We start from the raw sequence: 15365 nt of genomic DNA on the forward strand, positions 1-15365 counted from the left end.
AAACCATGACCAACGTACTCTCGTCCCCCGAACTGCTCGACCCGGTGAACCTGCGCGATCTTGCCGCGGTGCCAGTGGCAAGCGGATACATTCGCGAATCTGTCGCCTTCCGCAGCGACGACGTCTCACACCTGTCGACGGAATACGCCGATTCACTGTGGAACAGGGGAATCCGCACGGTGATCGATCTACGGTCCCCTGGCGAAGCGGCATACACCGGGCGCGGCCCACTCGCTGCTCACGCTATCGCCTATCACCACATTCCACTCGTCGCCGAGGTCGCCGCTCCCGCCGCCATGAATCAGGCGCTGCCACAGGTAACCACTCCCGATCACGTCGGCCAGTGGTATGCGGACCTTCTGGAATCCGCGGCACCTCAACTCGCGACAGGTCTGACCGTCCTCGCCCTGAGCCCCGGCGGAACCGTATTCCACTGCGCCGCAGGCAAGGACCGCACGGGGGTGTTTGCAGCGGCACTGCTCAGTGCAGTCGGCGCGGACGCCGCCGCGATCGCAGACGACTACGCTCGCACCGCAGTTGAACTACCCCGACTGCATGCGCGGGTCCAGATGATCATGGGCGGCTTCCTACCGTTCGACTTCGATGCGGACAGCATGCCCAGTGGTGCCATGATGGGCGCCGAACGTACCTCCATGACCGTCATGCAGCGCACACTCGTGCGGCGCCACGGGGACGTTCTGGCGCCGTTGCGTGCGGCCGGACTCAGCCAGGAACTGGTCGAGCTCTTGCGCACGAAAATGCTTGCAACACAGTGATACTCGAGACCGTGACAACACCGGAAACGCCGCGCGGACCCGGTCGCCCCCGCGATACCGCCGTCGAAGAAGCAGTCCTTACCGCCACCATCGAATTGTTGACGGAATTCCCCAGCGCTGACGACGTGACGATCGCCGCCATCACCACTCGGTCCGGAATTTCGCGCGCCGCAATCTATCGACGATGGTCGAGCCGCGAGGAACTCCTGGCGGCAGCGCTCGACAGCGTCCGATCCGAGGTGAAGACAACCTTCACCGGCGATCTCCGCGTCGACCTTGCCAATTCCTTTGCGGTCGGCATGGTCGACGTGACCGGCGCGTCCGGTGACCTGGTTCGTAAACGCATCGTTCTCGGATTGCAGAACGACAAGGTCCGCGAAGCCAGCTGGCAGCAACACGTCTCACGGCGCCGCGTCCACCTGACGGAAGCAATGTCCGAAGCGCAGGCCGCAGGCACCTTGGACTCCTCGGTGGACACGGATGTCCTGATCGACCTGATCGTGGGAATGTCCTACTACCAGTTTGTCGTCCGCGGACCGTCCACGGCCGACGGGGCCGACGATCGGGTCCGTGCCGCAATCGAATTGCTGTGGCGCGGAGTTCAACCCCGAGACTGAGCGGAAGCATCACGGAAGGCGTCGCACAGTTTCCGTGCGGCGTCTTCCAGCACTGTTTCCGGATACGTCGCAAAACACAGTCGGGCCGATAGGCTCAGGTCTGCGTCGACGCCGAATGCGGCACCGGGCACAAAGGCAACACCATGCTCGACGGCATCATCGAGAACCGCCGCAGTGTCTACGGGTTCAAGGCTCTCCATCCAACAGAACATGCCGCCGCGCACGGGCGAGAATCGTGCGCTGTCGCCGAAGCCGGCCTCCAAGGCACTGACAAGAGTCTTCGCGCGGTTGCCGTAGGACGCCCGCAACTTGTCCAGATGAGCGTCGAACCACGCGGTGTCCGAGAACAAGTCGGCCGCAATCTGTTGAGTGAGCGACGACCCGCACAGATCTGCACCCTGTTTGATCAATTCGACCGCTTCGCACACGCGCCGGTCACCGTGCAGCCAGCCGACACGCAGGGCAGGAGCCAGCACCTTGGACGCACTGGACAGTCGAATCACCCTGTCCGACAATGCTGCGACCGGAAGCGGCGGCGGCCCGTCGAAGTACAGTTCCCCGTACGGGTCGTCCTCGAGTATCCAGAAGCCGTACGTATCGGCAAGTTTCGCGAGGTGTGCGCGACGTTCGAGCGAAAGAACGGACCCGCGCGGATTGTGAAAGTTACTCACGGTATGAACAACTTTCGGACGTAGTCCACCCGCAAGCTTCGCTTCGAGAACTACGGTATCCATGCCGTCCGCGTCGACCGGGACGGCGGCCAGGCTTGCCTGCGCGGTCCGAAAGACCTGCAGTGCGCCGGTATACGCCGGATCTTCCACGACAACGGTGTCACCGGCGTCGAGCAATACCTGAGCCAGCAAACTCAGGCCCTGTTGGGAACCATGAGTGACCACCACGTCGGACGATTCGAGTGTGCGGCCGATCTTGACGGATTCGCGGGCCGCAATGACCTCACGAAGGTGTCGCAACCCCGAGGTCTCACCGTACTGAACGGACGACGCATCACCGAGAGCGTCGGCAGCTGCCTGCGAAATGCGCTCTCGCGGAATAAAATTCGGATCCGGCAAGCCGCCGGCCAAACTGATCACGTCAGGGCGAGCAGTCAGGGTGAGCAGGTCACGGATTGCAGAACTACGGAGCCCACCCATACGAGCAGACAGCGCGGCGTGTTTCATAGAAACTCCCAGGCACGCAAAAAGAAAGATCAGAGGAAAAACACCCTGAGCCGCCGAGGGGTCTACGGGGCGGGGAGAGCGCCGTGGTACCGATCCATGATTCGACCGGTACCACGACTATCCCACCATCACGCCAATATGTGAAATCCAATTCTCAGATTTCGGGAAACCACATTACGGAAAATCAGTCGAGGTCGTCGTGACGCATGAGCTGACGCGCCGCCTCGGTGATCGAACCGGTCAGCGACGGGTACACCGAGAACGTCTGGGCCAGGTCGTTGACGCTCAGGTTGTTCTGCACGGCCATCGCGAGCGGCAGGATCAACTCGGATCCATTGGGCGCGACCACAACTCCGCCGATCACGACACCCGTTGCGGGACGGCAGAAGATCTTCACGAAGCCACGACGCAGTCCGGACATCTTGGCGCGCGGGTTGGTGTTGAGCGGCAGCATGACGGTACGAGCCGGAACTTCACCGTTGTCGATTGCAGCCTGCGTCACACCCACCGTTGCGATCTCGGGACGCGTGAACACCGCCGACGCCACCGTCTTCAACTTGATGGGGCTCACGCCTTCACCGAGTGCGTGGTACATCGCGATGCGGCCCTGCATGGCGGCCACGGATGCGAGCGGGAGCAGGCCAGTGCAGTCACCGGCAGCGTAGATACCCGACACCGCGGTGCGGGAGACGCGGTCGACGCGCAGGTAGCCGCCCTTGTCGAGCTCGATGCCGACCTTGTCGAGACCGAGTCCGTCGGTGTTGGGAACCGAGCCGACTGTCATGAGGGCATGGCTGCCCTCGACCGTGCGGCCGTCGGAAAGCTTGACGATGATCCCGTCCTCGGTGCGCTCGACGGTATCGGCGCGCGCGTGCTTGACCAGGATCACGCCGCGCTCGGCCAACGCGTCTTCGAGCACGAGTGCCGCGTCGGCATCCTCGCCCGGGAGCACTCGGTCACGGCTGGACACCAGCGTCACCTTGACGCCCATCTCGGTGTACGCGGACACGAACTCGGCACCGGTCACACCGGAACCGACAACAACGAGGTGCGAGGGCAGCTCTTCCAAGTCGTAGAGCTGACGCCACGTCATGATGCGCTCACCGTCCGGCTCCGCGCCCGGGATGATGCGGGGGCTGGCGCCGGTCGCAATAAGGACTACGTCGGCAGCGATGGTGCGCTCCTCACCGTCGGCGAGGGTCGCCCGCACCTGGTGTGTCGCCAATCCGAGTTCCTGGTCCGTCAGTTCTGCGGTGCCGGAGAGGACCTCGACACCAACCGTCTGCAGTCGAGCGCGAATGTCCGAGGACTGGGACAGCGCAAGCGCCTTCACACGGGCGTGAATATTGGGGAGCGACACCGACGCCTGCTCGGGATCGAGCGTGATTCCCAAATCGGATGCGCGACGCATGTCGGTGCGGATTCCGGTCGAGGCGATGAACGTCTTCGACGGCACACAGTCGAACAGGACACACGCGCCGCCGACGCCGTCCGAATCGACCAGGGTGACGGTTGCGCCGTGCTGGGCAGCAACCAGCGCTGCCTCATATCCGGCAGGTCCGCCGCCGATGATCACGATCCGGGTCATATGTCCTCCAAGTCGTCAGGCGACCGGCAGGGGTCTCCCGCCAGTCCATATACCTCATGTACAGCACGCGTTGGTCACGCTATTGCAGCGATCGAGGTCGCGCAGTGCTTGTACCAGATTACTAGCGTCCGGTGGTCCGCTTCGCGTCACCCTCGCACCACCGTTTAGGCTTGCGCCCGTGTCGATTTATGCTGCGTACGGTTCCAACATGCACCCAGAGCAGATGCTGTTGCGCTGCCCACACTCCCCCATGTCGGGAACTGGATGGTTGCGTGGCTGGCGCCTGACCTTCAGCGGCGAAGACCTCGGCTGGGAAGGCGCTCTCGCCACTGTGGTGGAGGACCCGGATTCCAGCGTTTTCGTAGTCCTCTACGACGTACCGGAAGAGGACGAGGTGAGCCTCGACCGCTGGGAAGGCGCCGAACTCGGACTGCACCGCAAGATCCGGGTACGTGTCGACACCACGGACGGCGCTGTTCTGGCCTGGCTCTATGTCATGGACGCCTACGAAGGTGGTCTTCCGTCCGCTCGCTACATCGGTGTGATGGCCGACGCAGCCGAGATCGCGGGCGCTCCGGCCGACTACGTCCGGGAACTGCGGACGCGAAACAGCCGGAACGTGGGTCCCGGAAACGGTTTGACCGACTAATCCAGATTGACCGACTAGAGCAGCAGGAAATAGGCCAGCACCGCAAGCGCGATGATCGCCGCTACGGCGGCAACTGTGATCACGATGCGCGTGGAGCCGGACTTGCCGGTCTCGGTCTCCGCCACCGACGTAGGTTCCGCCTCCGCAGTAGCCACCTGTGCCCCTTCGGCCGACACGGCAACCTTCGGGACGTTGTCGAATACTTCGGTGACGTCATGTGACGGCGGCAGTCCGATCGGCACGATCTTGTGCGACGTCGACGTGAAACCGGCTGCAAGAATTGCTGCACCGAGCGCTGCCGACTGTTCCGGACCAGGTCCGAGTTCACAACGGACATTGAGCTTTTCGGCGACCCCAACGGCAATGGCCGTCATCGCCGCCTTGTCGCCCGCCATGTCACCGTCGCCGGTCACGACAACGGCGTCGAGGTTTTCCGGCATCCATCCGAAGGCGCCGAGCGCCGTTGCAATTCGTGAACTCGGAGAGCTGCCGTCGCCGGCGAATCCGAATGCGCGGCCCGCGGCAACACCCGAACGCACCAGGGTGACAGCGGCTCCGGTGTCGTCGACGTGATAGATCCCGATGAGCGTTCCGGCCAGCGCGGCGATTTCCGATTCGAACCACGCCGACACGGCTTCGGCGTCCGATACCAAGGTGACCCGTTCGAGGCCCGCGTAGACCAGTGAATCGCGCAGGATCGCCGCCGTCGAGGAATCCCAGCGTGACGGGTACGTCGCCACGATGTCGGGCGCTCCGCCGTCCTTACCCCCACGATCGGGCAGCGGCTCGCATTCCTGTAGCAGACAGCGGATGGACGTTGCCACCAAATCTTCAGCGCGATAACGGGTATCAGCTGTTCCGGCAACACCGCTCGGATCGCCGACGCGGGCGACAAAACCCGTCCAGCTTTCCGTGAACTCGCGGCCGCCGCCCAACTCCGACTCGCCGCCGAGCACGGTGGTGCCGTCCTTGCGCTGATTGAGAACCGTATCGCGAACGATTACCACCGGATCAGCCGAACCTGGATCGTTCGACGCGACCACTGCCGTCGACACCACTGTGCCGATTCGCACTCCCACACCTATGGACATGCCCGTACCTTCACTCGAACCTTACGAAAAACGGTGCCCCCGACGGGAACCGGAACTAACCGAGAACGAGGCTTGTGAGAACTTTCACGCCCACACCGAGCGCGCGCTCGTCGAGATCGAATGTGGGTTGATGGATATCGAGTTGTTCACCTTCGCCGGACCACACACCCAACCTGGCCATAGCGCCAGGGACGGTCTCGAGGTACCACGAAAAGTCTTCTCCACCACCGGATTGTGGTGTGTCTGCCAAGGCATCCTGCCCGACGCTGGCGATGGCGTCCTCGAACATACGCGTCGAGATCTCGTCATTGACGACCGGCGGGACACCGCGGCGGTAGTTCAGTTGGTAGCGGACACCTGTCGGTGCGAGCAGTCCGTGCACGATCTCCTCCACAAGAGGTTCGAGCAGTTCCCATGTTTCGTGATCGCCCGTTCGGACCGTGCCCGTCATCATGCCGGTCTGCGGGATCGCGTTAGGTGCTTGACCGGCGCTGACCGCGCCCCACACCATGACGGTGCCGGTGCGCGGATCGATACGGCGGCTGAGCATTCCGGGCAATCCGGTGACAACAGTTCCGAGCGCGTAGATGAGATCAGTTGTCAGGTGAGGCCGCGACGTATGGCCTCCCGGCGAATCCAGAACCACTTCGACGGTATCGGCTGCGGACGTGATCGCACCGAGTCTCACACCGACCTGACCCGCTTCCAGGCGCGGATCACAATGCAGAGCAAAGATTCTCGAAACACCGTCGAGCGCACCGGCCGCGATGACGTCGAGCGCACCGCCCGGCATCACTTCTTCGGCAGGCTGGAAGATCAACCGAACTCCGACCGGAAGTTCCGGCAACGACGCCAAGGCCACACCAACGCCCAACAGGATCGTGGTGTGCGCGTCGTGCCCACAAGCGTGGGAAACACCAGGGACCGTGGACGAGTACGTGGCACCCGTCGCCTCCTGCATCGGCAGTGCATCCATGTCGGCGCGCAGGGCAATGCGGGGTCCGTCCGGACCGATATCGCACGTCAACCCCGTGCCGCCGGGAAGCACCTTCGGTGAAAGTCCAGCCTCGATGAGCCGCGTCGCGACAAATTCCGTTGTCGCGTACTCATGGCGCGCCAATTCGGGGTTGGCGTGAATGTGCCGTCGCCACGCGACCAGATCGTCGGTATGCGCGTGAATCCAAGTATCGATTGCCGCGTTCACCGGCGATCTACTCCTTCCAACAGACGGGCGCGTTCCGAAGGATCGGACGCTACCCGGACAGCAGTGCGAGCCAAGGCTATTGCGCCGTCTACAACGGCGCGATCAGCAGATTCCGTGACACACGCAGCAGCGAACTCCGGCTGATGTGTCACTGCCCCAGCTGAATCCAAACCGATCACAGGATGAATTCCAGGAATCACGTTGGTGACATTACCCATGTCGGTACTTCCGAGCGGACGAGAACGCTCCCATTCAGGTGCCAACGGCACCCGGCCCAGGTCCAGGATCTGTTCGCGGTACACGTCAGCGAGCCACGGATCAGGCGTCAATTCGGTGTAGGTCGGCGATACGGTGCGGATCTCGTGAGTGCAACCGGTGCCAAGAGCGCCGGCTGCAAAACAGGCATTCGACCGCTCCGACAGATTGGCCAACGACGCGGCGGTCTCCGCCCGCAAGTAATACAACAGCTCCGAACGCGCCGGCACGATGTTGGGGGCGGTTCCACCGTCACTGACGATGCCGTGAATCTGCTGACCGGGGAGCAGGTGCTGGCGCAACAACCCCACTGCCACCTGAGCCAGGGTTGCCGCGTCGGCGGCATTGAGTCCGAACTCCGGTGCGGCGGACGCGTGAGCCTCCCGTCCGTGGTAGCTGACGGCGATATCGGCCAAGGCCAGCGACGTCGCACCGATGATGTCGATCGGGCCAGGGTGAACCATCATCGCGGCGCCGACGCCGTCGAACGCCCCGCGCTCGAGCATCAGCACTTTGCCGCCACCCGTTTCCTCGGCCGGAGTTCCGATCACCCGAACGGTGATGCCGAGTTGGTCCGCCACAGACGCCAAGGCGATACCGGCACCTACCGCCGCCGCAGCGATGATGTTGTGCCCACAGGCGTGGCCGATGTCCGGAAGAGCGTCGTACTCGGCGCAGATCGCGATGACCAGCTCTCCGCTGCCGTACGTCGCATCGAACGCCGTGGGTAGATCGACCAGACCGCGAGTGATCGCGAAGCCGTGCTGCTCCAGCAGTTCGGACACCTTGGCGCTGCTGCGGAATTCCTCGAATGCAAGCTCCGGATCACCGTGAATCGAATGCGACAGCGCAATCAGATCGGTCTCCACAGACCTGACTACGCCGTCGACTTCATGATTCACCGAATCATTGTCTCACCCGAACGAGAAGTTGCTCTTGTCAGTCACCCGTCCAAGATCAACCAACAGGTCTCGATGAATCCCGGCCTTGATTCCGGCCAGGTTCGGTCCGTGTGTCGCGGTGAGCGCAGCGGCCTTGGCCACCGCGGTCGCGAGCACCGAATCACCCTCGACGGTTTCCTGGACAATTCCGGCAGACAGTGCGTCGGCGCCACCGAATCGGCGCCCGGTGGTCATTGCCTCCACGGCCGCTTGCTTGGGGAGTCTGCTGTTCAGCAGGGCCGACATGCCAACGGTGAACGGCATGTTCAGGCTCACCTCTGGCAGGCAGTAGAAACCGCGGTCGGCGCGCATGATCTGGAAGTCGTGCGACGTCGCGAGCATCGCGCCCGCTCCGAAGGCGTGGCCACCGATCGCCGCGACCGTCGCCATCGGGAATGTCAGCAAGCGGGTGTACAGCGTGTGTACCTTGTCGAGGTACCCGGGAAGACCGTCGATGTTGGCAAAGATCCACGTGGTGTCCAGGCCGTTCGTGTAGAACTTGCCCGTCGCCGTGGTGACCAGGGCAGCCGGCCCCTCGTGCGCTTCGACCTCGTCGAGTGCGCTGTGCACCGAGTCGATCCAATCAGGGGTGAAACGGTTCTCGTTGTCAGTTTCACCCTCGTTTCCGAGGTACAGGATGAATACGTCGCCGTCGCGTTCGAGATAAGGCATGAAGGGCAGCGTAATGGCCGGTAGGTCATCCGACGAACCGACCCGACTCGTCAGTAAGGTAACGCACATGGGAACGATCGCCGAAGCCGCCGCTGCCGCTCTGTCCGCCATGACCGGAAGCGCGCCGCCCTCCGTCGCCGTAGTCCTCGGTTCAGGGTGGACCGACGCTGCCGACCAGTTCGGTGAGCCCACTGCCGAGGTGTCGATGGCCGACCTACCTGGCTTCGCTCCGCCGTCGGCTCTCGGCCACGCCGGAAGGATCCGAACCGTCACCGTCGGCGATACCCAGGTTCTGTTGCTTCTCGGACGCACCCACGCGTACGAAGGCCATGAACTCAGCTCCGTGGTCCATCCCGTTCGCACCGCCATCGCAGCGGGCGCGGACACCGTGATCCTCACCAATGCCGCCGGCGGTATCCGCGAGGACTACGCCGTCGGTCAGCCGGTCCTGATCAGTGACCACCTCAACCTGACGGCCCGCTCGCCGTTGGTGGGCGCGGAATTCGTCGATCTCGTCGACGCCTACTCCCCCGAACTTCGAGCACTCGCTCGCTCCATCGACCCCGAACTCACCGAAGGCGTATACGCCGGGCTACCCGGGCCCCATTACGAAACGCCTGCCGAAATCCGGATGCTGCGCACCCTCGGCGCCGATCTCGTAGGCATGTCGACGGTCCACGAGACCATCGCGGCTCGCGCTCTGGGCGCACGGGTGTTGGGCATCTCGATGGTCACCAATCTTGCCGCGGGCATCACCGGCGCACCACTCGATCATCAGGAAGTACTCGCGGCAGGCAAGGCGTCCGCGACCCGAGTGGGAACGCTGCTGCGCCAACTGGTCCGCGAACTGTGATCCTGGCGGCGCAGGAGTGGATCAACTCCGATCCCGACCCGGCCACCAGGCGCGAACTCGCATCGCTCTCCGAACATGAACTGGCCGAACGTTTTTCCGCTCCACTGACATTCGGCACGGCGGGGTTGCGCGGACCGGTGCGAGGCGGCCCCAACGGGATGAACGTAGCTGTTGTCATCCGCACCACCGCCGGACTCGCAGCGTGGCTGAACGCGCACGGCCACAGCGGCTCTCACATCGTTGTCGGCCGCGACGCCCGCCATGGTTCCGAAGCATTTGCCACTGCCGGCGCCGAGGTTCTGGCCGCCGCCGGATTCGAGGTCACTCTTCTCCCCCGCCCGCTACCGACACCGGTGCTCGCATTTGCCGTTCGGGCACTCGGCGCCAGCGCCGGAATCCAGATCACCGCGTCGCACAACCCCGCCGCGGACAACGGCTACAAGGTGTACCTCGACGGTGGATCCCAACTGGTCTCACCGGCGGATCGCGAAATCGAAAGCGCGATCGCCAAGGTCGGCGGCGCGTCGAGCATTGCCAGAACTCCGGTGACTCCGGTGGGCAACTCCATGATCGAAAACTACGTACGACGCGTCGCAACGCTTCCTCACGGTCAAGCCCGCAACATTCGCATCGCACTGACACCACTGCACGGCGTGGGCGGGGACACCGCACTGGCCGCATTGCACGCCGCCGGTTTCACCGACGTCCACGTAGTCGCCGGGCAATTCGATCCCGATCCCGATTTCCCGACCGTCGCATTTCCCAATCCGGAAGAACCCGGTGCCACCGATGCACTTCTCGAGCTGGCCGACACGGTGAACGCCGATCTCGCGATCGCTCTCGATCCGGACGCCGACCGCTGCGCCGTCGGGGTGCGCGACGGCGACAGGTGGCGAATGCTTCGCGGAGACGAGACGGGCGTGCTGCTCGCCGACCACGTCCTCACCGCGGCTCGGCCGAATTCCCTCGTAGCGACCACCATCGTGTCGTCTACTCTGCTCTCGAAACTGGCTCCCACTCGCGGCGCCCGGTTCGCGTGCACCCTCACCGGGTTCAAATGGCTGACCCGAGCAGGCGACGGTCTTGTCTACGCCTACGAAGAGGCGATCGGCCACTGCGTCGACCCCGACGCCGTCCGAGACAAGGACGGAATCTCGGCCGCCGTCCTGGTCGCCGATCTGGTTGCCACTCTTGCCGACACCGGCCGAACCGTGCTGGATGTGCTCGACGACTACGCCCTCGAATTCGGCTACCACCACGGGGACCAAGTTTCCCGCAGAGTCGACGACGTTGCCGACATCGCCACGATCATGGACCGCATTCGGAGCAATCCACCGCACGAAATCTGCAGCGAGGCAGTCATTTTCGAAGATCTAGCCACAGTAGACTCACCACTGCGCACCGACGCGGTGGTCGTCACCGGCGCGACGACGCGCATCGTCGTCCGCCCGTCCGGCACCGAGCCCAAGCTCAAGTGTTATCTCGAGGTCGTGATTCCGGTAGCGAACCGCAGCGAACTCGCCGGCGCCCAGGCAGCAGCGAAGACCCGGACAAGACAACTCCGGGCCTTCGCAGAAAATTTGTAGGCTAGCGCGGTCCGAACTGCCGATCGCCCGCGTCGCCGAGGCCCGGCACGATGAAAGCGTTCTCGTCCAAGCCGTCGTCGATGCTCGCCAGAACCAGGCGAACCGGGTGGCCGGACTCCGCAAGCGCGTCGACACCACGCGGTGCCGCGACAACACACACCGCTGTCACGTCGGTTGCTCCGCGCGCAACGAGCAGGTCGATCGTGTGAACCATCGATCCACCGGTTGCCAGCATCGGATCGAGTACGAATACCGGGATTCCGGAGAGATCAGCCGGGAGCGATTCGAGGTACGGAACGGGCGCGTGGGTCTTCTCGTCGCGCGCCATTCCCACAAAGCCGACACCAGCCGACGGGATCAACGCACTGGCCTGCTCGACCATGCCCAGACCGGCGCGCAGCACCGGGACCAGCAACGGCGGCTTGGCCAGACGAATTCCCGTTGTCGCTGCCACCGGCGTGTCGACGGGGAACTCTTCGATCTCGGCGTCGCGCATTGCCTCGTACACGAGCATGTGCGTGAGCCGACGCAGAGCCGACCGGAATGTCGCATTGTCGCTGCGTGCATCACGCATTGTCGTCAGGAGTGCCGCTGCCAGCGGATGGTCGACTACGTGCGTTTGCATGACCATGAGGATAGTTCCTCGGGAACCGAGCGGCCCCGGGCGGCGTCCAAGAAAGGAGTAAGCGCAACGGGGGGAAGAGAAGTTGGACAATTTTCTAGCTCACACAGAAGACATCACAGACTTCGGTTCACGCTTGGCCGTCGTCGCCGACACCGTGGCCCGCGCCCAGGCCGACGCGGCCCGTCACGATCACACTGCGCTCGGCGCAGTCCTGGGATTGATTGCGGAGGACTTCGTCCGAGTCACCGGCGAAGCCCAACAGACTCACATCGACGATCTCGGCCGTCTTGCCACCGTTGTGTCCAGTGCCGCAGCCGCCACACACAGTGCCCGCGACCTGTACGTGGGCACAGACGAGTTGGTTCGCAGCACCATCGTCGAAGCGGCGCGGACATGATCCCCGTCGAGGCCCTTGCCCGGCCGATCATCGACCTGGTGGCAACCCTTGGTTCTGGCGTCACCGACTCGAACGGACCCGAAGTCGGACTCCGCATCGCGTCGGACGTACTGGAGATCGCCTACCAACTGGGTACCGCTGCACTGGGGGAACTGTCCGGCGGCGGAACATCCACCGCGGGCATGCGCGCCGCGACAACAATGACCGAACAGACCCAAGCGGCAACTCGAACACTCACCGGTAAAGGCACCGACATCGCCGGAATTGTCGACGAGGCCACCATGACGGTGTCCGCCGGGATCAACGAACTGAACGGCATCTTGCAGTCGTTTCTCGGGATCGCTGCCAAAGCCGGTCCGGCCCTACTGACGCCGCCGGGCCAATTGATGCTCGTTGCAGCGGCATTCGAGCATCTTGGGCAGGCAATATCCGTCGTCGAGAGAATGCGCGGCGATCTCTCCGGGTCCACCGACAAGATGTCCGCTCTGGTGCCGTCAGTCCCGCTGCCGGATCCCGCGCCCGGGGTCACCAACCCGGAATCGGGAACCGGTTCTGCTGCCAGTACCGGCAGTGCTGGTAGTACCGGCAGTGCGGCAGGATTGCAGATCGACCTGCCAGACGGTTCTGTTGCGACTGCCCCCAACGCCGAAGCCGCTGCAGCGGTGCGCAACGCACTCACCCAGCAAGGAGTGCCATACGAGTGGGGCGGCACCTCACCTGGAGTTGGCCTCGACTGCAGTGGTTTGACGCAATGGGCCTACGGACAAGCGGGCGTCGATATTCCGCGCCTTGCCCAGGAACAAGGCATCGGCAGCCCCGTCGATCAGTCCGAACTTCTGCCGGGCGACCTCGCAGTCTGGGACGGCCACGTTGCCATGGTGATCGGCAACGGCCAGATGGTCGAAGCCGGAGACCCGGTCAGCGTCAGCCCCGTCCGAACATCCAACATCGGCATGGGATTTCACGGCTTCTACCGACCCACAGAGTGAAATGAGCACGAATATGCAGGACACACCGCGCCCACCGAGCGTCATCACCGCAGTGGCGGCAAATCGCCGCGGAACCATCGCCTTACGGGCCACCGAACAGGGCATTCCCATCGACATCCGTATCCATCACAGCGAATTACGCTATGGCGGTGCTCGCCTGGCCACCGAGATCATGGCCCTCTCTGCCCGGGCCGCCATGGAAGCCGGCGTCCGCCACCGCCTCGAATTGGAAGCCGATGGGGTTCCGGCCGACATCGTGAATGCCCTGGGACTCGCAACACGTGAGCAATTGGCCGACGCCCAAGCTGCCGAAGAGCACACCGACACAGCCCCCACTACCTGGATGCGATCGATATGAACGAAATGGACCGAATCATGGAGCGCGCCAAGAGTCAGTGCGGATTCATGCAGGATGCGGTCGGTGACGTCGACGCCATCCGGGCGACCGCCGCGAGCGCCGACGGCACGGTTGTCGCCTGTGTCGACGGAATGGGCGCGCTGGTCGAACTGACCATCACCGACGCCGTAACCACTATGGAACCGAAGGCCGTCGCGGCACTGACTATCGCCACCATCCACCAGGCAGTTCACCGCAGCAACGTCGAACGCGAACGTCTGATGAATCAACTGGGTCGCTCACTCGGCGAGGTGTGAGTAACCCGCGCTATACGCAGGGCGGTCGGGTCGATAGGCTTCCGCCCATGGCTGGAGATATCGTCCCGATCGAAATCGGTCTCACAAGTGGAGACCTCGTCACGTTGTGGGCGCCCCGGTGGCGTGAGGGCGACGACGAATGGGAGGCCTTCCTCGGTCACGAGGAAGATCTGTACGGCTTTGCCTCGGTCGCGGAACTCGCCGCCTTCATCCGCACCGATACCGACAACGATTTGGTCGACCACCCCGCCTGGAGTGTTGTTGCCGGTCTCTCCGCCGCGGAACTCGAACCGGAGGAGAACTTCACGTTCGATTTCGTCGGAGTGCCGGAACTTGCTGCCGGGGACCCGGAATCGCTGGTTGTCTCCGAACTCGAAGACACCCTGAACATGGCCCGCAATATCGGCGAGGTCTGCGAACTCGATTCCGTGATCCGGTTCTTCAGCGGCCACCCGATCCTGGGTGCACTCGCCACGGGCTCGAACACGTTCGAGGGTCGTGAAGGACTCGAGATCTGGGACCAGGTCGGCGCAGCCATCGCCAAGGACTGGGACAAGGTTCTCGACGCGATCGACACCGTCGTGACATCGCCCAAGGTTGATGCCGCTGCCGTCGCAGTCGCCGAAGCCGAACTCCTCGCAGCCGCCGAGAACACCGTCGATGCGGACGACGTCGCCGAGGAAGGCGAGGACGAGGAATTCGACGAGGACGAAGACGACGAGGACGAAGACGAGATCGAGACGTTCTGGGGCGAGGTCGGCGTCGATCCGGTCCGCATCATCACCTCGGCCGACACCTACTACACCTTGCGCTGCTACATGGGTGACCAGGCAATCTTCCTCGGGAAGGACGGGTTGATCACGGTCTTCCGGTCCGAGCGCGCGCTCGCTCGCTACCTTGCCGACAATCACGAGCACGATCTGTCACAGGTCAGCACGTACGGCGTGATCCAGAATGCCGCAGTCGACGGTTCACTCGACATCGAGGTCACCGACGAAAATGTCTACGTTCTCCCCGGCATCGCCGACGACCTTGCCCAGGGCCCGGACGCGGTCGACGTCGAACAACTCGAACTAGCTGTCGAATTGTTCACCGATGCAGCCGATTTCGCGGACGACGACTCCACCGAGGAAGCGTTGTCCGCGTCGAACGAGCTCGGGTGGTACGTCTCGTACCTGCTCAATCCCGATCCGTCCCGGATGGCTCCCAGTGCGCCGTTCACCAAGGAATCCGAGGGGTGGCGCGAACTCGAGCGTGAGTTCGAGACACGCCTGCGTCCCGAGTAAACGG

At 63.7% G+C, this 15365-nt stretch carries 17 protein-coding genes; 10 read left to right on the top strand and 7 right to left on the bottom strand.

Annotated features, from left to right (window positions below):
- The first annotated feature begins 5 nt into the window (after positions 1-5).
- Together CJ178_RS09680 and CJ178_RS09685 are read left to right on the top strand one after the other, a co-directional pair.
- Positions 6-776, top strand: a complete 771-nt coding sequence (locus CJ178_RS09680) for a tyrosine-protein phosphatase (protein ID WP_095886604.1) — start codon at positions 6-8, stop codon at positions 774-776.
- Between the two features lie 11 nt (positions 777-787).
- Entirely contained in the window at positions 788-1393 is a 606-nt protein-coding gene (locus tag CJ178_RS09685) for a TetR/AcrR family transcriptional regulator (protein WP_172936030.1), read from the top strand.
- On the opposite strand, the gene CJ178_RS09690 is transcribed toward CJ178_RS09685, so the two are convergent.
- Both CJ178_RS09690 and CJ178_RS09695 read right to left on the bottom strand, forming a co-directional pair.
- The gene (locus CJ178_RS09690; RefSeq protein WP_095886606.1) at positions 1378-2571 is read right to left on the bottom strand and encodes an aminotransferase-like domain-containing protein; all 1194 of its coding nucleotides are present in this window, start codon (positions 2569-2571) and stop codon (positions 1378-1380) included. The genes CJ178_RS09685 and CJ178_RS09690 overlap by 16 nt on opposite strands.
- Before the next feature lie 184 nt (positions 2572-2755).
- Positions 2756-4159 carry an NAD(P)H-quinone dehydrogenase gene (locus tag CJ178_RS09695; RefSeq protein ID WP_095886607.1) on the bottom strand — a complete coding sequence of 468 codons (1404 nt, stop codon included), beginning with the start codon at positions 4157-4159 and terminating at the stop codon, positions 2756-2758.
- Between the two features lie 178 nt (positions 4160-4337).
- Between CJ178_RS09695 and CJ178_RS09700 the strand changes: the two genes are divergently transcribed.
- Positions 4338-4808: a gamma-glutamylcyclotransferase gene (locus CJ178_RS09700; RefSeq protein WP_033231261.1), complete on the top strand. Its 471-nt coding sequence runs from the start codon at positions 4338-4340 to the stop codon at positions 4806-4808.
- Between the two features lie 14 nt (positions 4809-4822).
- Here the strand turns inward: CJ178_RS09700 and CJ178_RS09705 are convergent, their stop codons facing one another.
- The 4 genes from CJ178_RS09705 to CJ178_RS09720 are packed head-to-tail and all read right to left on the bottom strand — an operon-like array spanning position 4823 to position 8971.
- Positions 4823-5899, bottom strand: coding sequence for a hypothetical protein (locus CJ178_RS09705; protein ID WP_179300736.1), 1077 nt, complete (start codon positions 5897-5899; stop codon positions 4823-4825).
- Between the two features lie 55 nt (positions 5900-5954).
- Complete coding sequence (locus CJ178_RS09710) at positions 5955-7103, bottom strand: M20 family metallopeptidase (protein ID WP_045070687.1); 1149 nt, start codon at positions 7101-7103, stop codon at positions 5955-5957.
- Positions 7100-8260 carry a M20 family metallopeptidase gene (locus CJ178_RS09715; RefSeq protein ID WP_051730213.1) on the bottom strand — a complete coding sequence of 387 codons (1161 nt, stop codon included), beginning with the start codon at positions 8258-8260 and terminating at the stop codon, positions 7100-7102. The genes CJ178_RS09710 and CJ178_RS09715 overlap by 4 nt, the downstream gene beginning before the upstream one ends.
- Before the next feature lie 12 nt (positions 8261-8272).
- The gene (locus CJ178_RS09720; protein WP_033231264.1) at positions 8273-8971 is read right to left on the bottom strand and encodes an enoyl-CoA hydratase-related protein; all 699 of its coding nucleotides are present in this window, start codon (positions 8969-8971) and stop codon (positions 8273-8275) included.
- Between the two features lie 67 nt (positions 8972-9038).
- On the opposite strand from CJ178_RS09720, the gene CJ178_RS09725 reads away from it, so the two are divergent.
- Complete coding sequence (locus CJ178_RS09725; protein WP_033231520.1) at positions 9039-9824, top strand: purine-nucleoside phosphorylase; 786 nt, start codon at positions 9039-9041, stop codon at positions 9822-9824.
- Positions 9825-9982: 158 nt separating this feature from the next.
- Positions 9983-11410, top strand: coding sequence for a phospho-sugar mutase (locus CJ178_RS09730; protein WP_373557476.1), 1428 nt, complete (start codon positions 9983-9985; stop codon positions 11408-11410).
- 1 nt (position 11411) lies between these two features.
- Here the strand turns inward: CJ178_RS09730 and upp are convergent, their stop codons facing one another.
- Positions 11412-12035 (bottom strand): uracil phosphoribosyltransferase, encoded by a 624-nt coding sequence (gene upp / locus CJ178_RS09735; RefSeq protein ID WP_033231521.1) that lies wholly within the window; start codon positions 12033-12035, stop codon positions 11412-11414.
- An 82-nt stretch (positions 12036-12117) separates the two neighbouring features.
- On the opposite strand from upp, the gene CJ178_RS09740 reads away from it, so the two are divergent.
- Genes CJ178_RS09740 through CJ178_RS09760 form a run of 5 tightly spaced genes read left to right on the top strand, consistent with a single transcriptional unit; the run spans position 12118 to position 15361 of the window.
- Positions 12118-12432 carry a hypothetical protein gene (locus CJ178_RS09740; RefSeq protein ID WP_095886609.1) on the top strand — a complete coding sequence of 105 codons (315 nt, stop codon included), beginning with the start codon at positions 12118-12120 and terminating at the stop codon, positions 12430-12432.
- Positions 12429-13421 carry a C40 family peptidase gene (locus CJ178_RS09745; protein WP_095886610.1) on the top strand — a complete coding sequence of 331 codons (993 nt, stop codon included), beginning with the start codon at positions 12429-12431 and terminating at the stop codon, positions 13419-13421. Before CJ178_RS09740 ends, CJ178_RS09745 begins: the two co-directional genes overlap by 4 nt.
- Before the next feature lie 13 nt (positions 13422-13434).
- Entirely contained in the window at positions 13435-13779 is a 345-nt protein-coding gene (locus CJ178_RS09750) for a hypothetical protein (protein ID WP_033231268.1), read from the top strand.
- The gene (locus CJ178_RS09755; protein ID WP_033231269.1) at positions 13776-14075 is read left to right on the top strand and encodes a YbaB/EbfC family nucleoid-associated protein; all 300 of its coding nucleotides are present in this window, start codon (positions 13776-13778) and stop codon (positions 14073-14075) included. The genes CJ178_RS09750 and CJ178_RS09755 overlap by 4 nt, the downstream gene beginning before the upstream one ends.
- A 47-nt stretch (positions 14076-14122) precedes the next feature.
- Positions 14123-15361, top strand: coding sequence for a primosomal protein (locus CJ178_RS09760; protein ID WP_095886611.1), 1239 nt, complete (start codon positions 14123-14125; stop codon positions 15359-15361).
- Positions 15362-15365 lie beyond the last annotated feature (4 nt).

Origin of the sequence: Rhodococcus sp. ACPA4 (assembly GCF_002300185.1) — a bacterium.
GTDB lineage: Bacteria > Actinomycetota > Actinomycetes > Mycobacteriales > Mycobacteriaceae > Rhodococcus_F > Rhodococcus_F globerula.